Source organism: Salmonella sp. SAL04213 (assembly GCF_046550535.1).
GTDB lineage: Bacteria > Pseudomonadota > Gammaproteobacteria > Enterobacterales > Enterobacteriaceae > Salmonella > Salmonella enterica.
In genome coordinates this window covers 26,762-44,601 of record NZ_JBGDXS010000002.1, presented here as the reverse complement: position 1 = coordinate 44,601, position 17,840 = coordinate 26,762, and the positions used below count along the sequence as shown (strand labels likewise).

At 52.1% G+C, this 17,840-nt stretch carries 16 protein-coding genes; 7 read left to right on the top strand and 9 right to left on the bottom strand.

What is annotated here, in order from left to right:
* Positions 1-37: 37 nt before the first annotated feature.
* The 3 genes from cirA to yieE all read right to left on the bottom strand — a co-directional run bounded on the left by cirA (position 38) and on the right by yieE (position 4,897).
* Positions 38-2,029 carry a catecholate siderophore receptor CirA gene (cirA, locus tag ACLJPQ_RS04950; RefSeq protein WP_000488251.1) on the bottom strand — a complete coding sequence of 664 codons (1,992 nt, stop codon included), beginning with the start codon at positions 2,027-2,029 and terminating at the stop codon, positions 38-40.
* 345 nt (positions 2,030-2,374) lie between these two features.
* Positions 2,375-3,844, bottom strand: coding sequence for a lysine-specific permease (gene lysP, locus ACLJPQ_RS04945; protein WP_000534999.1), 1,470 nt, complete (start codon positions 3,842-3,844; stop codon positions 2,375-2,377).
* A gap of 189 nt (positions 3,845-4,033) precedes the next feature.
* Complete coding sequence (gene yieE / locus ACLJPQ_RS04940) at positions 4,034-4,897, bottom strand: DNA-binding transcriptional regulator YeiE (protein WP_000548316.1); 864 nt, start codon at positions 4,895-4,897, stop codon at positions 4,034-4,036.
* A 120-nt stretch (positions 4,898-5,017) separates the two neighbouring features.
* Between yieE and ACLJPQ_RS04935 the strand changes: the two genes are divergently transcribed.
* Positions 5,018-6,067: a YeiH family protein gene (locus ACLJPQ_RS04935; protein WP_000137966.1), complete on the top strand. Its 1,050-nt coding sequence runs from the start codon at positions 5,018-5,020 to the stop codon at positions 6,065-6,067.
* A gap of 78 nt (positions 6,068-6,145) precedes the next feature.
* Positions 6,146-7,003, top strand: coding sequence for a deoxyribonuclease IV (gene nfo, locus ACLJPQ_RS04930; protein ID WP_000873912.1), 858 nt, complete (start codon positions 6,146-6,148; stop codon positions 7,001-7,003).
* A gap of 64 nt (positions 7,004-7,067) precedes the next feature.
* Here the strand turns inward: nfo and fruA are convergent, their stop codons facing one another.
* The 3 genes from fruA to fruB are packed head-to-tail and all read right to left on the bottom strand — an operon-like array spanning position 7,068 to position 10,841.
* Entirely contained in the window at positions 7,068-8,756 is a 1,689-nt protein-coding gene (gene fruA, locus ACLJPQ_RS04925) for a PTS fructose transporter subunit IIBC (RefSeq protein ID WP_000854408.1), read from the bottom strand.
* Positions 8,757-8,772: 16 nt separating this feature from the next.
* Positions 8,773-9,711 (bottom strand): 1-phosphofructokinase, encoded by a 939-nt coding sequence (gene fruK, locus ACLJPQ_RS04920; protein WP_000091249.1) that lies wholly within the window; start codon positions 9,709-9,711, stop codon positions 8,773-8,775.
* Complete coding sequence (gene fruB, locus ACLJPQ_RS04915) at positions 9,711-10,841, bottom strand: fused PTS fructose transporter subunit IIA/HPr protein (RefSeq protein WP_023195760.1); 1,131 nt, start codon at positions 10,839-10,841, stop codon at positions 9,711-9,713. The genes fruK and fruB overlap by 1 nt, the downstream gene beginning before the upstream one ends.
* A 368-nt stretch (positions 10,842-11,209) precedes the next feature.
* On the opposite strand from fruB, the gene setB reads away from it, so the two are divergent.
* Entirely contained in the window at positions 11,210-12,391 is a 1,182-nt protein-coding gene (setB, locus tag ACLJPQ_RS04910; RefSeq protein ID WP_076937091.1) for a sugar efflux transporter SetB, read from the top strand.
* A 64-nt stretch (positions 12,392-12,455) separates the two neighbouring features.
* On the opposite strand, the gene ACLJPQ_RS04905 is transcribed toward setB, so the two are convergent.
* From ACLJPQ_RS04905 to ACLJPQ_RS04895, 3 genes are all read right to left on the bottom strand, one after another.
* A complete protein-coding gene (locus ACLJPQ_RS04905; RefSeq protein WP_076937090.1) occupies positions 12,456-13,121 on the bottom strand; it encodes a GNVR domain-containing protein in 666 nt (221 codons plus the stop codon).
* Between the two features lies 1 nt (position 13,122).
* Entirely contained in the window at positions 13,123-13,245 is a 123-nt protein-coding gene (locus ACLJPQ_RS04900) for a membrane protein (protein WP_001519564.1), read from the bottom strand.
* A gap of 387 nt (positions 13,246-13,632) precedes the next feature.
* A complete protein-coding gene (locus tag ACLJPQ_RS04895; protein ID WP_010989043.1) occupies positions 13,633-13,887 on the bottom strand; it encodes a YkgJ family cysteine cluster protein in 255 nt (84 codons plus the stop codon).
* A 323-nt stretch (positions 13,888-14,210) separates the two neighbouring features.
* On the opposite strand from ACLJPQ_RS04895, the gene yeiP reads away from it, so the two are divergent.
* The 4 genes from yeiP to mepS all read left to right on the top strand — a co-directional run bounded on the left by yeiP (position 14,211) and on the right by mepS (position 17,717).
* Positions 14,211-14,783, top strand: coding sequence for an elongation factor P-like protein YeiP (gene yeiP / locus ACLJPQ_RS04890; protein WP_001136822.1), 573 nt, complete (start codon positions 14,211-14,213; stop codon positions 14,781-14,783).
* A gap of 212 nt (positions 14,784-14,995) precedes the next feature.
* Complete coding sequence (locus ACLJPQ_RS04885) at positions 14,996-15,982, top strand: CobW family GTP-binding protein (RefSeq protein ID WP_000169350.1); 987 nt, start codon at positions 14,996-14,998, stop codon at positions 15,980-15,982.
* 29 nt (positions 15,983-16,011) lie between these two features.
* Positions 16,012-16,731 carry a phosphatase PAP2 family protein gene (locus ACLJPQ_RS04880; protein WP_052907437.1) on the top strand — a complete coding sequence of 240 codons (720 nt, stop codon included), beginning with the start codon at positions 16,012-16,014 and terminating at the stop codon, positions 16,729-16,731.
* Positions 16,732-17,144: 413 nt separating this feature from the next.
* On the top strand, positions 17,145-17,717 hold the full coding sequence (gene mepS, locus ACLJPQ_RS04875) for a bifunctional murein DD-endopeptidase/murein LD-carboxypeptidase (RefSeq protein WP_000241015.1): 573 nt from the start codon (positions 17,145-17,147) through the stop codon (positions 17,715-17,717).
* The last annotated feature ends 123 nt before the right edge of the window (positions 17,718-17,840 follow it).

Here is a 17,840-nt window from a genome sequence, read left to right as displayed (position 1 = left end):
GGCGACAGCGGCAAAACGCGGCTGTCGCCAGTCTCTGTCAGAAACGGTAATCCACCGCCATAAAGTAACGACGTCCGTCTTCGGTATAACCGTAGTCGTCGCGTTTGAGATCTTTATCGCCCACGTTCAGAACGCCCGCACGCAGTTTAACGTTTTTCGTCGCCTGCCATGCCGCGCCGGTATCCCAGACCACGTACCCGCCCGGCGTTTTCGCCGTTGCGCTGTCGGCCCGCTTACGCCCGGTATAATTCCCTGATACGTAGAATGACCAGTCTTCGAGCTGCGCCGGTTTCCAGTCCAGCGTACCGTTCGCGGTGTGGAACGGCAGATCGGAAAGCGGCTTGTTCCCGCCATTACTGACGTCGCGTCCGTCGTTATAGGTGTAATTCAACGACAGTTTCCACGCCTCGTTAAACGGAACTTTCAACTCGGTTTCCACGCCCTGAATACGCGCTTTATTCACGTTGTAATAACGGAAGACCGGAACGCGCTGTCCCCGACTGTTGGTTTCGAAACCGACAAAGTTGGAATAGCCGGGCGCGGCGTTAACGTCAGGGGTACGGCTAATGCTGATGCGATTGTCCACATCGTTACGGAACGTGGTAACGCTCGCTTCCACGCCCTCCAGTATGCCTTCTTCGCCCCGGTAATAAAGGCCGAGCTCCCAGCTTTCACTGGTTTCAGGTTTCAGATCCGGGCTACCGATAATGCGGCATCCGCCACGGCAGGAGTTGGTCGCCCAGTCCGGACTTAATTGCAATAGCGACGGCGCTTTAAAGGCCGTGGCCCACCCACCTTTCACCGTCAGGGTATCCGTTGCGTTATAGACCAGATAAGCACGCGGGCTCCAGTGATCGCCATAGGTTTCATGGTCATCCATACGAATACCGGTGGTCAGCGCCAGCGGTTCGAAGATGCGCCACTCATCTTCAAGGAACAGAGCATACTGGCTGGCGGAGGTTTTAGTACTGGAACCGCCGGTCAGGTTCACCGCATCGCTCAGTTTATCGTGACGCCATTCGCCGCCGAAGGTGAGGAACTGGTTGACAGACGCTAACGGCAGAACGTATTTCCCGTCAATCGAATTGCTTTCTGACGTGATAGGGCTACTGTTGCCGGGGTTTTTGTTTTCCACTTTTTCGCCGTAGAATTTGAGCTCACTATTGCCGAGATCCCAACGTCCGTTATGGCTCAACGCATAGTTTTGCCGTTCCAGACGGTTTTTATCCAGCGAGTCGGAGTCCCGGTCCTGGCGATCAAAACCGTAGCCTGCGGTAACGTCATGATTTTCGTTTGGTGTCCAGGCAAACTCGACGTTTCCATCCCGGCTGGTAAATCCTTCAATGCGCGGCGTTTCACCCGTAGCGGTGGTGGCGGAACTCTGCTGCTCGTCTTTTTCGCGTTTCGCCAGGCTACCGTAGGCTTTCATTCCCAGCACGCCGTCGATCAGCGGACCGCTGGTAAAGAACTGACCGTTATAGGTATCGCCACGGTCGCGATGTTCCTGAATAGTGGAGTCAACCGTGACGCTGCCGTGCCATTTCTGACCAATTTTTTTGGTGATAATGTTGACCACGCCGCCCAGCGCATCGGAGCCATACAGCGAGGACATGGGGCCACGCACCACTTCAATGCGTTCGATAGCGTCAACCGGTATCCAGTTCAGATCAAAATCATTATGGCGGAAGACCGCGTTACGGGAGTTAACGCGCTTACCGTCGATCAGGATCAGCGTATAACTGCTGTCCAGACCACGAATACTCACGCCTTTACGGTTATCCCCTTCGTTAGTGAGCTGTACGCCCGGCACCTCTTTCAGGACATCTTTCAGGTTTTGCACGGGCCTGCGCTGTAAATCTTGCTGGGTAATGACGCTGATACTTGCTGGCGCATCTTTCAGATTTTGTTCGATGGCGGACGCGGTAACGACCATGGTTTCACCATCATCCGTTGCCGCGGCAACCGGCCAGGCCAACGTAACTGCGGACATACAAAGCCCTACCCGAACGAAAGGGTTAAACCTAAACATTCCATTTCTCCATGAGGTAAATACGACAAAAAAATCGGTTATCGCTCACAACGCATTACGTTTCGCCTGCGATAACGGTTATCACGGCGAACTCTTTTTATGCAGGCGAGTCGGGCTCATGAGTGACGGTCGCGCCCGAATCTTCATCCTTTCTGATTTCGAGCGTAACGATAAAGCAAACGATAATAATTATCAATTTAATTGTTAATAATTATGTCATTTGAACCAATAATGAAGAAAAAACAAAAAACCCTCTCGAATGAGAGGGTTAGAAGGGTCAGATTCAGGCAGTCAGTGCCGGATAGCGGCATAAAGCCTTATCCGGCCTACGACGAGAATACCGCGTTACTTTTTAACGCGTTCCGGGAAGTGCATTTCGCTATAGCGCACGAAATGCGTACCTTTTATCAGCTTGTAGCCGAACCAGATAAGCAGGAACAGCGGAATACCGATATAAGTCGCCGCGACGCCGCCCCAGTCGATGGTATCTTTCAGGAACGCTTCATAGTTCTGCCCCAACGTAATAATCAGGCACAGTACAAAGGCGAAAATCGGCCCCAGCGGGAAGAACCCGGAACGGTACGGCAAATCATTCACATCATACCCTTGTATCACGTAACCGCGACGGAAGCGATAATGGCTAATGGCAATCCCCAGCCAGGCGATGAAGCCCGTCATACCGGAGGTGTTCAACAGCCACAGATAGACCGTCTGGTTGCCGAACATTGAGGTCAAAAAGCAAAGACCGGCAATCACGGTGGTGGCATAAAGCGCATTGCGCGGTACGCCGCCGCGGGACAATTTCGCAAAAATACGCGGGGCCTTACCGTCACAGGCCAGGGTGTAGAGCATACGGGTCGAGGCATACATCCCGGAGTTACCCGCAGACAGTACCGCCGTCAGGATAACCGCATTCATTATCGCCGCCGCAGACAACAAGCCCGCATGCTGGAACACTAAGGTAAACGGACTGACGCTAATGTCTTTGACGTCGTTACGCAGCAGGTTTGGATCGGTATAAGGAATGATCAGGCTGATAATCAAAATCGCGAAAACATAAAACAGCAGAATACGCCAGAACACCTGACGCACCGCGCGCGGAATATTCTTCTCCGGGTTTTCAGATTCCCCGGCGGCAATACCAATCAGCTCAGTTCCCTGGAAAGAGAAGCCCACGATCATCGCGACGCCAATCATTGCCGCAAAACCGCCAGCGAAAGGCGCATCGCCCGTCGTCCAGTTGCTCCAGCCGACCGGCTCGACACCTTTAAAAATGCCGATAATCATCGCTACGCCAACGATGATGAAGATAATAACGGTCGCGACTTTAATTAACGAGAACCAGTACTCCGCCTCGCCAAAACCGCGTACAGAAATGTAGTTCAGCAAGAAAATGACGCAGAGGAATAGCGCGCTCCAGATCCAGCCCGGCGTGTCCGGGAACCACCAGCCCATCACCAATTGCGCGGCAACCAGGTCAACAGCGATAGTCACCGCCCAGTTGTACCAGTAGTTCCAGCCCAGCGCGAAACCAAAGCCTTCTTCCACATAGTTCTGACCATATGTCGCAAACGAGCCAGATACTGGCATATAGGCCGCCAGCTCGCCAAGACTGGTCATCAGGAAGTAGACCATCAAACCAATCAGAATATAAGAAAACAGCGCGCCGCCTGGCCCCGCCTGAGAAATTGTCGCACCAGATGCAACGAAAAGACCTGTCCCGATGGAGCCGCCAATGGCAATCATCGTCAGGTGACGCGCCTTTAATTCGCGACGTAGCGCGGGCGCTTCTGTGGTTTTAGTTTTGGAACCCATGTGAAAATGCTATCCATCCAAAAAATGAGGCGCGATTGTAACAGACGAAATACTATCCTTCCGACACAAATGCGCGGTTATAAGAGACCTTCATGACCGGCCACGGATTATAAGTAAAGCAGAGAATAACGTATACGTAAGCGGATACTAAAAATGGCGATGCCGCCCGGGCAGCCCTCCTCTTCACCTTTATTCACAGTAACTCAAAAAACGCTGCAACGCGTTAGAAAGATGTTTCTGCCGATGATGAACACGCCACAACGTGCGCACCAGGCGCGGTAACGGCACCGCGACTTCGCCCAGGGTTCCCGCCTGGAGTTGTTCAGCAATCACCCGGCGCGATAAACAGCTTATCCCCAGTCCATGACGCACCGCATGTTTGATCGCTTCTGAATTCCCCAACTCCATCGCCATATGAAAGCGCGGCAAATGCGACAACAGCAAATAATCGACAATTTCCCGCGTACCGGAACCGCGCTCGCGTAAAATCCATGGGGATGCCGCAAGCTGTTCCAGCGTCACCGGCCCCTGCGTCAGCGGCGAGGACGGCGCGGCAAAGACCACCAGCTCATCTTCCAGCCACGGCTCAGAGATAATCTCTGTACTGTGACATGGTCCTTCAATCAGGCCGATATCAACCCGAAAATCCAGCACCGCGTTAATCACGTCCTGGCTGTTTCCCACGCTGAGTTCCAGCGGCAAGGCCGGATAATGCTGGCGATAGCGGGCAATCATGGCGGGTAAAATGTAATTGCCGATGGTGCTACTGGCATAAACCCGTATCGCGCCGTTATCTTCACGAAATAGCTGCTCAATTTCTACCGCTTGCTCCAGCAATGCCAGCGCGCGCGGGTATAACAAGCGCCCATGTTCGTTGACCACCAGCCGTTTCCCCACCCGATCAAACAACTGTACGCCGAGCTGACCTTCCAGATCGGTGAGCGCGGCGCTAACGGCGGACTGCGATAATGACAGCATGACCGACGCCTGGGTTGTTGAACCGCTTTTCAGTACTTCAGCAAACACTTCAAGTTGTCGTAGCGTAATATGCATAGTCGTATCCCACCGATAGCGTTTCACTTACCACTTATAAAGATTAATTATAAATATATAATCAATTTTATTTTTAAACCAGATCACCGTAACCTTATTGTCCATATACAGGAGAAGGTTATGACAGAACTCACCTTGCAGAATCATCGTCGTACAATGTGGCATTTTATACCGGGGCTCGCTCTGAGCGCCGTCATTACAGGAGTCGCCCTGTGGGGCGGCGCTATCCCTGCAGTTGCAGGCGCGGGGTTCAGCGCCCTGACCCTGGCTATCCTGCTGGGTATGGTTATCGGGAATACCGTCTATCCACAAATATGGAAACAATGCGACGGCGGCGTGCTGTTTGCAAAACAACATTTACTGCGTTTAGGGATTATCCTTTACGGCTTCCGCCTTACCTTTTCACAAATCGCCGACGTGGGCATTAGCGGTATTGTGATTGACGTATTAACGCTTTCCAGCACGTTCATGCTGGCCTGCTTCTTAGGCCAAAAAGTCTTTGGTCTGGACAGGCACACCAGCTGGCTGATTGGCGCCGGTAGCAGTATCTGCGGCGCGGCGGCGGTACTGGCGACAGAACCGGTGGTAAAAGCGGAAGCCAGTAAGGTTACTGTAGCCGTCGCGACTGTCGTTATTTTCGGCACCATCGCTATTTTCCTTTACCCGGCAATGTATCCGCTGCTGGCGCACTGGTTCAGCCCGGAAACTTACGGCATCTATATCGGCTCAACCATGCATGAAGTCGCGCAAGTGGTCGCAGCGGGTCATGCCGTTAGCCCGGATGCGGAAAATGCGGCAGTTATCGCTAAGATGCTGCGTGTCATGATGCTGGCGCCGTTCCTGATCATTCTGGCGGCGCGCGTTAAACAGCTTTCACCGGCGACCGGCGCGGAAAAAAGCAAAATTACCATTCCGTGGTTTGCTATTTTCTTCATCGTAGTGGCGATCTTCAACTCTTTCCACCTGCTGCCGAAAGCCGTGGTGGATATGCTGGTGACGCTGGACACGGTACTGCTGGCGATGGCAATGGCGGCGTTGGGTCTGACCACTCACGTTAGCGCATTGAAAAAAGCGGGGGCGAAACCGCTGCTGATGGCGCTGGCATTATTCGCCTGGCTGATTATTGGCGGTGGCGCCATTAACGTCCTAATCCATAGCCTTATCGCATAAATTATTACGTTTCACGCCTGTTAACCCGTTATCATAGCGTTCGTAATGAACCGTTAGCGGGTTTAACAGGAGTCTTTTATGAAATACATCGGAGCGCACGTCAGCGCTGCTGGCGGTCTGGCTAACGCCCCTGCCCGCGCGGCTGAAATTGGCGCAACGGCCTTTGCGCTTTTCACAAAAAACCAGCGTCAGTGGCGTGCCGCCCCCCTTACTCCCCAGGTCATTGATGACTTTAAAATCGCCTGTGAAAAGTATCATTTCTCGGCGGCGCAAATCCTTCCCCACGATAGTTATCTGATTAATCTGGGCCATCCGGTCAGTGAAGCGCTGGAAAAATCACGCGATGCCTTTCTCGATGAAATGCAACGCTGTGAACAACTCGGCTTAACCTTGCTTAATTTTCATCCCGGTAGCCATCTGATGCAGATTGCACAGGAGGATTGCCTGGCGCGGATCGCGGAATCCATCAATATCGCCCTCGCGCAGACCGAGGGCGTTACGGCGGTTATCGAAAATACAGCCGGTCAGGGCAGTAATCTGGGGTTTGAGTTTGAACAGTTAGCCGCCATCATCGACGGCGTGGAAGATAAGTCGCGCGTTGGCGTCTGTATCGATACCTGCCATGCCTTTGCCGCCGGATACGATCTGCGTACGCCAGAGGCATGCGAGAAAACGTTCGCCGGATTCGGGAAAATTGTCGGATTTCAGTATTTGCGCGGAATGCACCTTAACGACGCCAAAAGCGCCTTCGGTAGCCGCGTTGACCGTCATCACAGCCTGGGTGAAGGCAATATCGGCCACGATGCGTTTCGTTGGATTATGCAGGATGCGCGTTTTGACGGTATTCCGCTGATACTGGAGACCATCAATCCTGATATCTGGGCGGAAGAGATTGCGTGGTTAAAAGCCCAGCAAATTGCCGAAGCGGTGGCCTGACGCTCAATGTTCTTCAGGCAATAAAAAAGGCAGAGCGCGCTCTGCCTTTTTTAGCGTGTTTCTCTTACGCCGCTTTTGCCGCGACTTCCGTCTCCGGACGTTTCAGGACGGCATAAGCCAGTCCTGCCACCAGCGTACCGGCCACAATTGCCAGCAGGTATCCCAATACCGGCGTAATTGCGCCTGGGATAAGCAGAACAAACAGACCGCCATGCGGCGCCATCAATTTTGCGCCTACCGCCATAGAAATAGCCCCGGTCAACGCGCCGCCAACGATACAGCACGGCAGTACACGCATCGGGTCGCGTGCCGCAAACGGAATAGCGCCTTCAGTGATAAAGCACAGCCCCAGCACCAACGCCGCTTTACCGCCTTCCTGCTGCGCTTTGTCGAACTTACGACGCGCCACCATCGTCGCCAGACCCAGCGCTAACGGCGGTACCATACCTGCGGCCATGATCGCCGCCATCGGCGCGTAAGTTTGCGTACTCAGCAGACCAACGCCAAACGCATACGCCGCTTTGTTCACCGGGCCGCCCATGTCGGTACACATCATCCCGCCGAGAATCGCGCCCAGCAGCACCGCGTTTGCCGTCCCCATGGTTTGCAGCCAGTGGGTGAGCCCTTCCAGAATCCCGGCAACCGGTTTACCGATCAGGTAAATCATCGCCAGCCCCACCACCAGACTGGAAATTAACGGGATGATCAGGATTGGCTTCAGCGCTTCCATACTTTGCGGAAGTTTCAGTTTGGTACTGATAAGCTTCGCCATATACCCGGCAAGGAAGCCGGCAATGATCCCGCCGATAAAACCGGAACCGGTGCTAACCGCCAGCATACCGCCAATCAGACCTGGCGTAAGGCCTGGGCGATCCGCGATGGAGAAAGCGATATAACCCGCCAGTACCGGTACCATCAGCGCAAACGCCGAACCGCCGCCAATCTGCATCAGCGCCGCCGCCAGCGTGTCCGGCACCTTAAAGGCTTCAATACCAAAGGCGAAGGAAAGCGCAATACACAGTCCCCCGGCAACCACCATAGGCAGCATGTAAGAAACGCCCGTCAACAGATGCCGGTATGCGCCAGCGCTCTCTTTCTTCCCTTCGGTCGCCGCTTGCGATGCCTTACCCGCCGGTTGATACGGCGTCGCTTCCGCTACGGCTTTATCCAGCTCCTGCGCCGTCTTTTTCAGCGCCAGGCCGGTCGACGTGCGGTACATTGGGAGACCGGCAAACTTCGCCAGATCCACTTCGATATCCGCCGCCACAATCACTAAATCCGCTTCCGCCACCTCTTCCGGGGTGATGGCATTGCCGGCCCCCACGGAGCCGCGCGTTTCGACTTTTACCCACCAGCCGCGTTTTTTCGCTTCTGTTTCAATGGCTTCAGCCGCCATAAAAGTATGAGCGACGCCGGTCGGGCAGGCCGTTACCGCGACCACGCGTTTCGGACCGCCGCTCGCCGCAGGAGCAGCCGCAGCAGGGGCGCTGTAAGGGGTCGCATGGCTTTTGGCTTCACTCAGAAACAGTTCCGGATGCGCGACGGCGCGGCCAATATCCCCCAGCCAAACCTTTTTGCCGTTCAAAGCATTGTCGTTCGGCAGAGATTCGCCCAATACGATCGCCAGCTCAGCATCATTCGGATTGTCGATAATTTCCAGATTTGCTTTATGCGCCGCCGCTCCAAGCAGGGTTTTCGCCATGTAAGCGCGAGCCTGGCCGAGATTAGCGTCAATTATCAGCAGCGTTTTCATTATGCCTCTCCTGCTGTCAGTTAAACGGTTGTAAGTCGACACGCGCCATCATTGCGGCCAACTGAGGACGATCGGTAATACCCACATTGCTCTGGCTGACCGCCAGCGCGGCAACCGCCGTCGCCAGACGCAGCGTATGTTCGCTGGACTCGCGCATCAGCAGGCCGTAAATCAATCCGCCAACCATGGAATCGCCTGCGCCGACGGTACTTACCACGTCAACCGCCGGTGGTTTAGCGATCCATTCTCCTGAGGCGTTAACCCACAGCGCGCCTTCCGCCCCCAGCGAAATCACCACATGGGCGATACCCTGTTCGCGTAACGCGTGCGCCGCATCAATCACATCTTTCATTTCCGGGAGCTTACGACCCGCCCAAATTTCCAGTTCGCGGCGATTCGGTTTCACCAGCCACGGCGCAGCTTTAAGACCGGCGACTAACGCTTCACGGCTACTATCAAAGATAATGCATGGACACTGGCTGCGCAGACGCGTCATCCAGTCGGTGAACGCTTCCGGACTCACGCCAGCCGGTAAGCTACCGCTGACGCAGACCATATCGAACTGACCCAGCCAGCTCAGGGAGTCGTTAACAAAGCGTTCCCAGTCTGCGGGGGTCACGTCAAAGCCGGAAAAGTTGAAGTCGGTCACTTCGCCATCTTTTTCCGTCAGCTTCACGTTGATGCGGGTCCGGCCCTGAACCACCTGAAAGCGGTTAGCGATGCCCAGTTCGCTGAACAATTGCTGAAAACCGTCCTGGTTATCTTTACCGAGAAAACCGCCGACGGTGACGTCGATGCCTAAGTCTTTCAGCACCTTGGCAACGTTAATGCCTTTGCCCGCCGCGTGCAGACCCGTGGTTTTCACCAGGTTCACTTCACCGCGTTCGATTTCAGGGCAAAACCCAACCAGATCGTAAGCCGGATTAAGGGTAATGGTGGCGACACGCCTGCTCATTATGCGCCCTCCCCGAGGCCGGCGGCGATCGCATCGCCAATCGCTTTCAGCGCCTGTTCAGCATCTTCACCCTGCGCGGTAAAGCGCAGACGATGGCCTTTCTTCACGCCTAACGCCACCACTTTCATCAGACTACGTCCGTTTGCCGGTTTTCCGGTTCCATCAAGGTTTGTCACGGTAATTTCACTGTTAAATTGTTTAATCGTATTCACCAGCATGGTGCCCGGACGGGCATGGAGACCATGCTCATTACGCACTACAAATTCCGCGCTCAGTACGTCATCCGTCAGCGCATCATCACTGGTCAGCAACGCCAGCAGCGTCGCGGCGTCGGCGCTCAGCAGACGATCGGCTTTATTGTTCAGCAACAGGTCGCCGAGGCGTTTTAGCACGGCAATCGGCTGCTCGTCGGTCATCGCAACAGTGACTAATAAGGCTGCTTTTTCACCCTCTACGTCAAACGCCTGGGTCGCACGGCTTACCGCAACAGCGCTGCGCAAATTGCCTTCCGCGCTGTCGTTCAGCCAGATGCCTTGCCCCAGATTCATCGGACTATCGTTAATCGTTTTTGCGACGAACGCCGCATCAACCGCTCCCGCCTCTTTCAGACGCGCCGCATTTAGCGCCTGCAATGTGACCAGCGAGCTGGCGATGACATCCAGCGTCATCGTCTCATTATCAAGTTTTAATTGTTCACTTTGCTTCTCGCCCATCAGCAATGCGCGCAGCTCTTCCGCCGTTGTCGCGGATTTCAGCTGTTCAGCCACGGAGTCATCGCTCAGCACATGCGTCAGCTGACGCAGCAGGCCAAGGTGTTCGTCCGAACTGGCGGCAATACCAATCGCCACGTAGGCGACCTGGCCTTCTCCCCAGGTAACGCCCTGCGGAAATTGAAAGACCTGGACGCCGGTTTTCAGCACCTGATCGCGCGTGTCTGTTGTGCCATGGGGAATCGCAATACCATTGCCAAGAAAGGTCGAGGTTTGCTGTTCGCGCGCCAGCATACCGTCAACATAGCCGCCCGCCACATTCCCCGCCTGCGCTAACGCGGCGGCGATTTGCCGAATGGCCTCTTCTTTATTTCCGGCCTGCTCGCCCGGATGAATGTCCTGAACCGATAACTGGAACATGTGTCTCCTCTCCTGCTGAATTGAAACGATTCAGCCGCTATGAGAAAAAAAGCGCCAATCTGAGTTATCAAAAAAACCAGATCGCGCTGAAACGTTTCAAGAAGTCTGGATCTTTCTGCTTCAGCACGCAAGAAAAGTTACCGGTTTTGTAGCAATTTTTTGAGGTGAAGCACATTTTTTCTCCAACAGACCCTCAATAGCTGACGCATAAAAGGCTTCAGCTTTTTTCTTTCAGCTTGCGTCAGCACGCCCTGGTAACAAACTGGAATGCTATTTTGATTTTTCGTGTCGATTTTGATTCAGACGCCTGTTTATTTTCTGACGGGCAGCGTAAACTCCGCCTCTCTTCACACCACTGATATAGAAACATGCACAACAGTCCCGCCGCCGCTGCGCCTAAATCGTTTGACCTGACGTCTACCGCCTTTTTGATCGTCGCTTTTCTCACCGGTATTGCCGGTGCGCTACAGGCGCCGACGCTCAGTATTTTTCTGACGGATGAGGTTCACGCCCGTCCCGGCATGGTGGGATTCTTTTTTACCGGCAGCGCGGTTATCGGCATTATCGTGAGCCAGTTTCTGGCGGGTCGCTCAGATAAAAAAGGCGATCGCAAAAAACTGATCGTTTTCTGTTGCGTGCTGGGCATGTTGGCCTGCGTGTTGTTTGCCTGGAACCGCAACTACTTTATTTTGCTGTTCATTGGCGTCTTTCTCAGTAGCTTCGGCTCTACCGCCAACCCGCAGATGTTTGCGCTGGCCCGAGAACATGCCGATCGTACAGGTCGTGAAGCAGTGATGTTCAGCTCAATCCTCCGCGCCCAGGTCTCGTTGGCCTGGGTCATTGGGCCGCCGCTGGCCTATGCGCTGGCGATGGGTTTTAGCTTTACGGTGATGTATTTGAGCGCGGCGGTAGCTTTTATCGTCTGCGGCGTCATGGTGTGGTTCTTTTTACCGTCAATGCGCAAAGATGCGCCGCTGGCAACCGGCACGCTGGAAGCACCGCGTCGTAATCGCCGCGATACGCTGTTGCTGTTTGTCATCTGTACATTAATGTGGGGGACTAACAGCCTGTATATCATTAATATGCCGCTGTTTATCATCAATGAGCTGCATCTTCCGGAAAAACTTGCAGGCGTGATGATGGGCACCGCCGCCGGGCTGGAGATTCCCACAATGCTGATTGCAGGTTACTTCGCCAAACGGCTGGGAAAACGCCTGTTAATGTGCATCGCCGTTGTCGCCGGACTGTGCTTTTATGCGGGTATGTTGCTGGCGCACGCGCCGGCGACGTTGCTCGGCTTGCAGTTGCTGAACGCGATTTACATCGGCATTCTTGGCGGGATTGGCATGCTCTATTTTCAGGATCTCATGCCAGGCCAGGCGGGTTCAGCCACCACGCTGTATACCAATACCATTCGCGTCGGCTGGATCATTGCCGGTTCGTTGGCGGGAATCGCCGCAGAAATCTGGAATTACCATGCGGTCTTCTGGTTTGCGTTAGTTATGATTGTCGCCACCATGTTCTGCCTGGCGCGTATTAAAGATGTTTAACTTGCAAGCCTGATACTTTTACTCTTCGACACATTTCAGCGCAGAGTTTATCTCTGCGCAATGTTCATGCACGGTCATTCATTGTCTTTTTCTCAATACGATATTCTGTTAGCGCCCTCCTACATAAAAGACCGGTTATTGAGAAAATTACGCCCATCAGCCCGCAAAGGACCAGCACCAGCCGCATCTTATATTTTGGTGTAACAGCAACTTCTATCACTTCAATGTTAGCATTATTTTTAACCGCCTCCGACAACAATGATAGCTTTGCATATGTTTCCGTTTGTAACATATTTTTATGCACGCTATAACGTTTAATGTCACCGTCATCGATATACCATGCTGCCATTTTATCGACACTATTTTTCAGGGTGGAAATAATATTATTGACGCTTTCTTCCCTCCCCTGCGCCTTAAAAAGGACAAGCTGATTTTTCGCGTCAAAACTTATTTTATTTTTATAGTTCGCAGGCAAGAAACGGCTAAACTGGTTAAGGATAACCGTTGTTTTACATTGAATATCATTAGTATAGCCACATAACGCATAGGTAGCAGGCGTATCCAGATTAGGTTTGATCGTAATACTCACAACCTTTGTATCATGCTGCACGCTCACAAAAACATAGCCAATGGCGACAAAAATAAAGGTAGCGATCACGATACTTAGCCATTTTCTTATAAGGAATAAGGAAACGTCGACTAAATCAATTTCACTATTTTCTCCCCGCATTTCACATCCCTTTTAAAACGCTAATAGTCAACCCGAATACTGAAATAACAAAAAGCAACACCAGCGTAAAAATAAACGCCCTGGCTGCGAACGTATATTTCTTCATAAGATAAAACCCACACATAAGAATTCGAGTATTTTAAAGGAAAATAACAACACATTCACACTGGTTATATCGATCGGTAAATACATCAATGATAGATATAAACTATCAAATTCATGATATCGATCGTTATAAATAATTAAAATCGATCAAAATTCCTCTCTTTAATAGATAAAAGCTATCATATAAATAAAATTGATCGTTTTTGTTTTATGTGACGGTTTATTCGGTACACGTTCAGGCACCAACGGGGTTGAGCGGCGACATCTACCGCTTCAGAAGCCACGAAATAAGGGAAGCATGTATTACGCTATTTAATGGTAAAAGGAGGTAATTTGAGGCGCAGCTTTTGCAGACTATTTCGAGATATAACGTAAGCCCCTGCACGTTTATCAAAAACGGCTTAGCTCATGGTAAGGTTTTCTGTTCGAGTTCCAGCAAATAAATAATGGCCTCTTCCCGGGTCGTTAAACACATGTCCCCTGTCGGTTGCAAACCAGAGCACACTTTTGGGCGTAAAGGCGAGCCAAAGATAAGGCACAAGTTATCTTCCGAAAGCTGCACGCATCTGGTATTCATCGGCTTGCCATACGGCATTCCGGGTATCGGCGACGAAATTGAAGGCGCAATACAGCAAGCGCCACAACCGCTACGACAGTCCATGCTCAGCCCTCTATTTATAACCAAATGAAAGATAACAGAATTTGTCCAAAGAAAAATCCAGATTTAAAATGTGGACGTCATCATGATCAGGCCTGCCCTCAGACATTCCGAAGACAAGGCTGGAAACAGAAGGGACAACACAGCACACTTCCCCCCTCCGGGCGACATGCCATCGCGTATTCTCGTTGAACGCGGAGCGGAAAGCGGGCGAACAGTATCACCTTTTTTGCACCAGCAAAAGTGACATTTCCACTTGCCTGGACGGCCCGGCGCGAGTAGTTTTACGCGATATTTTAGATAATCTCTACAACAGGATCTCCTCGATGCCAAGAGCGAACGAAATCAAAAAAGGTATGGTACTGAACTACAACGGCAAATTGCTGATTGTGAAAGATATCGACATTCAGTCGCCTACCGCCCGTGGCGCCGCCACACTGTATAAAATGCGTTTTTCCGATGTCCGCACCGGTCTGAAAGTGGAAGAACGTTTCAAAGGCGACGATATCGTTGATACCGTCACCCTGAGCCGTCGCGGCGTTGACTTTTCTTATGTCGATGGCAACGAATATGTGTTCATGGATAAAGAAGACTATACGCCGTATACCTTCACCAAAGATCAGATTGAAGAAGAGTTGCTGTTTATGCCTGAAGGCGGAATGCCGGATATGCAGGTTCTGACCTGGGACGGCCAACTGCTGGCGCTAGAGCTTCCGCAGACCGTGGATCTGGAAATCGTCGAAACCGCGCCGGGTATTAAAGGGGCGTCCGCCAGCGCACGTAACAAACCCGCGACATTAAGCACCGGTCTGGTGATTCAGGTTCCTGAATACCTGAGCGCAGGTGAGAAAATCCGCATTCATATCGAAGAGCGCCGTTATATGGGGCGCGCGGATTAAGTTTCACATTTTTCGGCTGCGCCCCAGGGCGCAGTCTGACCCTTTTCTTTATTGATTGTTCTGCACCAGGCAAGAGAAACGTTAAAAATTTAACATTTTCTGCTCTTAAGATGGCAGAAGCACGACTTCGTCAACTCAGCGCTTCTCTTTTTCACGTTTATTCGCCAGGATTATTAAAAGTTGTTATGTTGTATCAATATTCTGGAGCTGACGTGACCAAAACCAATCTTATTACTGGATTTCTCGGTAGCGGAAAAACCACCTCTATCCTTCATTTATTAGCCCATAAAGATCCGGCTGAAAAGTGGGCCGTCCTGGTCAATGAATTTGGCGAAGTGGGTATTGACGGCGCGCTGCTTGCCGACAGCGGCGCACTGCTAAAAGAGATCCCCGGCGGCTGCATGTGCTGCGTCAACGGATTGCCTATGCAGGTGGGGCTCAACACGCTGCTACGCCAGGGCAAACCTGATCGGTTGCTGATTGAACCAACCGGACTGGGGCACCCAAAACAGATTCTGGATTTATTAACTGCGCCGGTTTATGAGCCGTGGATTGATTTACGCGCTACGCTCTGCATCCTTGACCCTCGCCTGCTACTGGACCAACAGAGCGTCGCCAATGAAAATTTCCGCGATCAGCTCGCCTCAGCCGATATTATCATCGCCAATAAGACCGATCGCGCCACGGCGCAGAGCGATGCCGCCCTGCAACAGTGGTGGCGACAGTACGGCGGCGATCGTCAACTGATTCATGCCGAACATGGACAGATAGACGGTAAGCTTCTGGATTTACCACGACAAAATCTGGCGGAACTGCCGGCCAGCGCCGCGCATTCTCACACTCATGCCAGTAAAAAAGGACTCGCCGCGCTAAATCTGCCCGCCCAGCAGCGCTGGCGACGCAGCCTCAATAGCGGACAAGGTCATCAGGCCTGCGGCTGGATTTTCGATGCCGATACCGTGTTTGACACCATTGGCCTACTCGAATGGGCGCGTCTGGCGCCGGTGGGCCGGGTGAAAGGCGTTATGCGCATACAAGAGGGGCTGGTACGCATCAATCGCCAGGGCGATGACCTGCACATCGAAACACAGAGTGTCGCGCCGCCGGATAGCCGGGTTGAACTTATCTCAAACACAGAAACCGACTGGAATACGTTACAGACGGCCTTGTTGAAGCTTCGTTTAGCGACGCACGCGTAAGGTTGCCACCGTTTAAAAACTATGGCGAAATGACGATGAAAACCCGCTATTCCTTGATAATTCTGCTTAATGCCGCCGGTCTGGCGCTGTTTTTGTCATGGTATCTTCCCGTCAATCACGGCTTCTGGTTCACCATTGATTCCGGCATATTCCACTTCTTTAACCAGAAACTGGTGGAAAGCCACGCGTTCCTCTGGTGGGTCGCTATTACCAATAATCGGGCGTTTGACGGCTGTTCGCTGCTGGCGATGGGCGGACTGATGCTCAGTTTCTGGCTAAAAGAAGACGCGTCGGGCCGGCGGCGCATTGTGATAATCGGATTGGTCATGCTGCTAACAGCGGTGGTGCTTAACCAACTCGGTCAGGCGCTGCTCCCCGTCAAGCGCGCCAGCCCAACGCTCTCTTTTGAGCATATTTATCGCGTCAGCGAGTTGCTGCATATCCCGACAAAAGACGCGTCAAAAGACAGTTTCCCAGGCGATCACGGTATGATGCTGCTGATATTTTCCGCCTTTATGCTGCGTTATTTCGGCAAAACGGCGGGGATTATCGCCCTTATTATATTTGTGGTTTTCGCGTTTCCGCGCGTTATGATTGGCGCTCACTGGTTCACCGATATTGTGGTCGGGTCACTCACGGTTATTTTGATTGGCCTCCCCTGGTGGCTGATGACCCCGCTCAGCGACCGGGCGATAGCGCTTTTTGAGAATTATCTCCCGGGCGGAAATAAACAAATTTTAAACAAATAACCCATGTAATTAACATTACCTTCAGCGATAGTTTTACATCGTTGAAGGTAATTTATGATGATATTCCCCCAGCCCATCATTTTTCGGTCATATTATTCCTGTGCAAAATGAACAGGTTGTCCGATTTTTAAACGATTTGCGCTTAATTTGACCCGTGCTGATAGTTCACTTTTCGTATCATAAATTCTTATAAAAAATCACGCGAAATCGCTCGCAATGACAGCAACAATCGGGTAATCTCAAACTCGTTTTGCCTCGCCAGATAATTATTCTCATTGCGAATAAATTTGTGCGTTCCGCCACAGATTTGTGCACAAAGAATTGTCTCAAGCTGTGCAGGTAATTAGTCTCATCACGTTTGGCATTTTTATAACGATATTTATCGTTAAGGACTTCAAGGGAAAACAAACAACATGGTCAAATCTCAACCGATTTTGAGATATATTTTGCGCGGGATTCCTGCGATTGCAGTTGCGGTTCTGCTTTCTGCTTGTAGCACAACCACCAATACCGCAAAGAATATGCATTCTGAGACGCATGCTGTGGGCAATAGCGATAGCTCTTCACTGCAAGCCTCTCAGGATGAATTTGAAAATATGGTGCGTAACCTCGACGTTAAGTCGCGGATTATGGATCAGTATGCTGACTGGAAAGGCGTGCGTTACCGCCTTGGCGGCAGCACTAAGAAAGGCGTCGACTGTTCCAGCTTTGTACAGCGCACCTTCCGTGAACAGTTTGGTTTAGAGCTTCCGCGTTCAACCTATGAACAGCAGGAAATGGGCAAAGCGGTTTCACGCAATAACCTGCGTACGGGCGATCTGGTTCTGTTCCGCGCCGGTTCCACTGGTCGTCATGTCGGTATTTATATCGGCAATAACCAGTTTGTCCATGCGTCTACCAGTAGCGGCGTCATTATCTCCAGTATGAACGAACCGTACTGGAAAAAACGCTACAATGAAGCGCGTCGAGTTCTGAGCCGCAGTTAATCTTCATCAGGCAGCACCTCCCTTGGCTTACCTGATGAGACGGCATAAAAAGCACTGCTTCGGCAGTGCTTTTGCTTATTATCCCTTCTGAACCCGTTTTACCGAATAGCGACGTGTCGCCTC

Bases quoted from the DNA above. Each gene is read 5' to 3' on its own strand.
- cirA (WP_000488251.1), bottom strand. From the start codon at position 2,029: ATGTTTAGGTTTAACCCTTTCGTTCGGGTAGGGCTTTGTATGTCCGCA.
- lysP (WP_000534999.1), bottom strand. From the start codon at position 3,844: ATGGGTTCCAAAACTAAAACCACAGAAGCGCCCGCGCTACGTCGCGAA.
- yieE (WP_000548316.1), bottom strand. From the start codon at position 4,897: ATGCATATTACGCTACGACAACTTGAAGTGTTTGCTGAAGTACTGAAA.
- ACLJPQ_RS04935 (WP_000137966.1), top strand. From the start codon at position 5,018: ATGACAGAACTCACCTTGCAGAATCATCGTCGTACAATGTGGCATTTT.
- nfo (WP_000873912.1), top strand. From the start codon at position 6,146: ATGAAATACATCGGAGCGCACGTCAGCGCTGCTGGCGGTCTGGCTAAC.
- fruA (WP_000854408.1), bottom strand. From the start codon at position 8,756: ATGAAAACGCTGCTGATAATTGACGCTAATCTCGGCCAGGCTCGCGCT.
- fruK (WP_000091249.1), bottom strand. From the start codon at position 9,711: ATGAGCAGGCGTGTCGCCACCATTACCCTTAATCCGGCTTACGATCTG.
- fruB (WP_023195760.1), bottom strand. From the start codon at position 10,841: ATGTTCCAGTTATCGGTTCAGGACATTCATCCGGGCGAGCAGGCCGGA.
- setB (WP_076937091.1), top strand. From the start codon at position 11,210: ATGCACAACAGTCCCGCCGCCGCTGCGCCTAAATCGTTTGACCTGACG.
- ACLJPQ_RS04905 (WP_076937090.1), bottom strand. From the start codon at position 13,121: ATGCGGGGAGAAAATAGTGAAATTGATTTAGTCGACGTTTCCTTATTC.
- ACLJPQ_RS04900 (WP_001519564.1), bottom strand. From the start codon at position 13,245: ATGTGTGGGTTTTATCTTATGAAGAAATATACGTTCGCAGCCAGGGCG.
- ACLJPQ_RS04895 (WP_010989043.1), bottom strand. From the start codon at position 13,887: ATGGACTGTCGTAGCGGTTGTGGCGCTTGCTGTATTGCGCCTTCAATT.
- yeiP (WP_001136822.1), top strand. From the start codon at position 14,211: ATGCCAAGAGCGAACGAAATCAAAAAAGGTATGGTACTGAACTACAAC.
- ACLJPQ_RS04880 (WP_052907437.1), top strand. From the start codon at position 16,012: ATGACGATGAAAACCCGCTATTCCTTGATAATTCTGCTTAATGCCGCC.
- mepS (WP_000241015.1), top strand. From the start codon at position 17,145: ATGGTCAAATCTCAACCGATTTTGAGATATATTTTGCGCGGGATTCCT.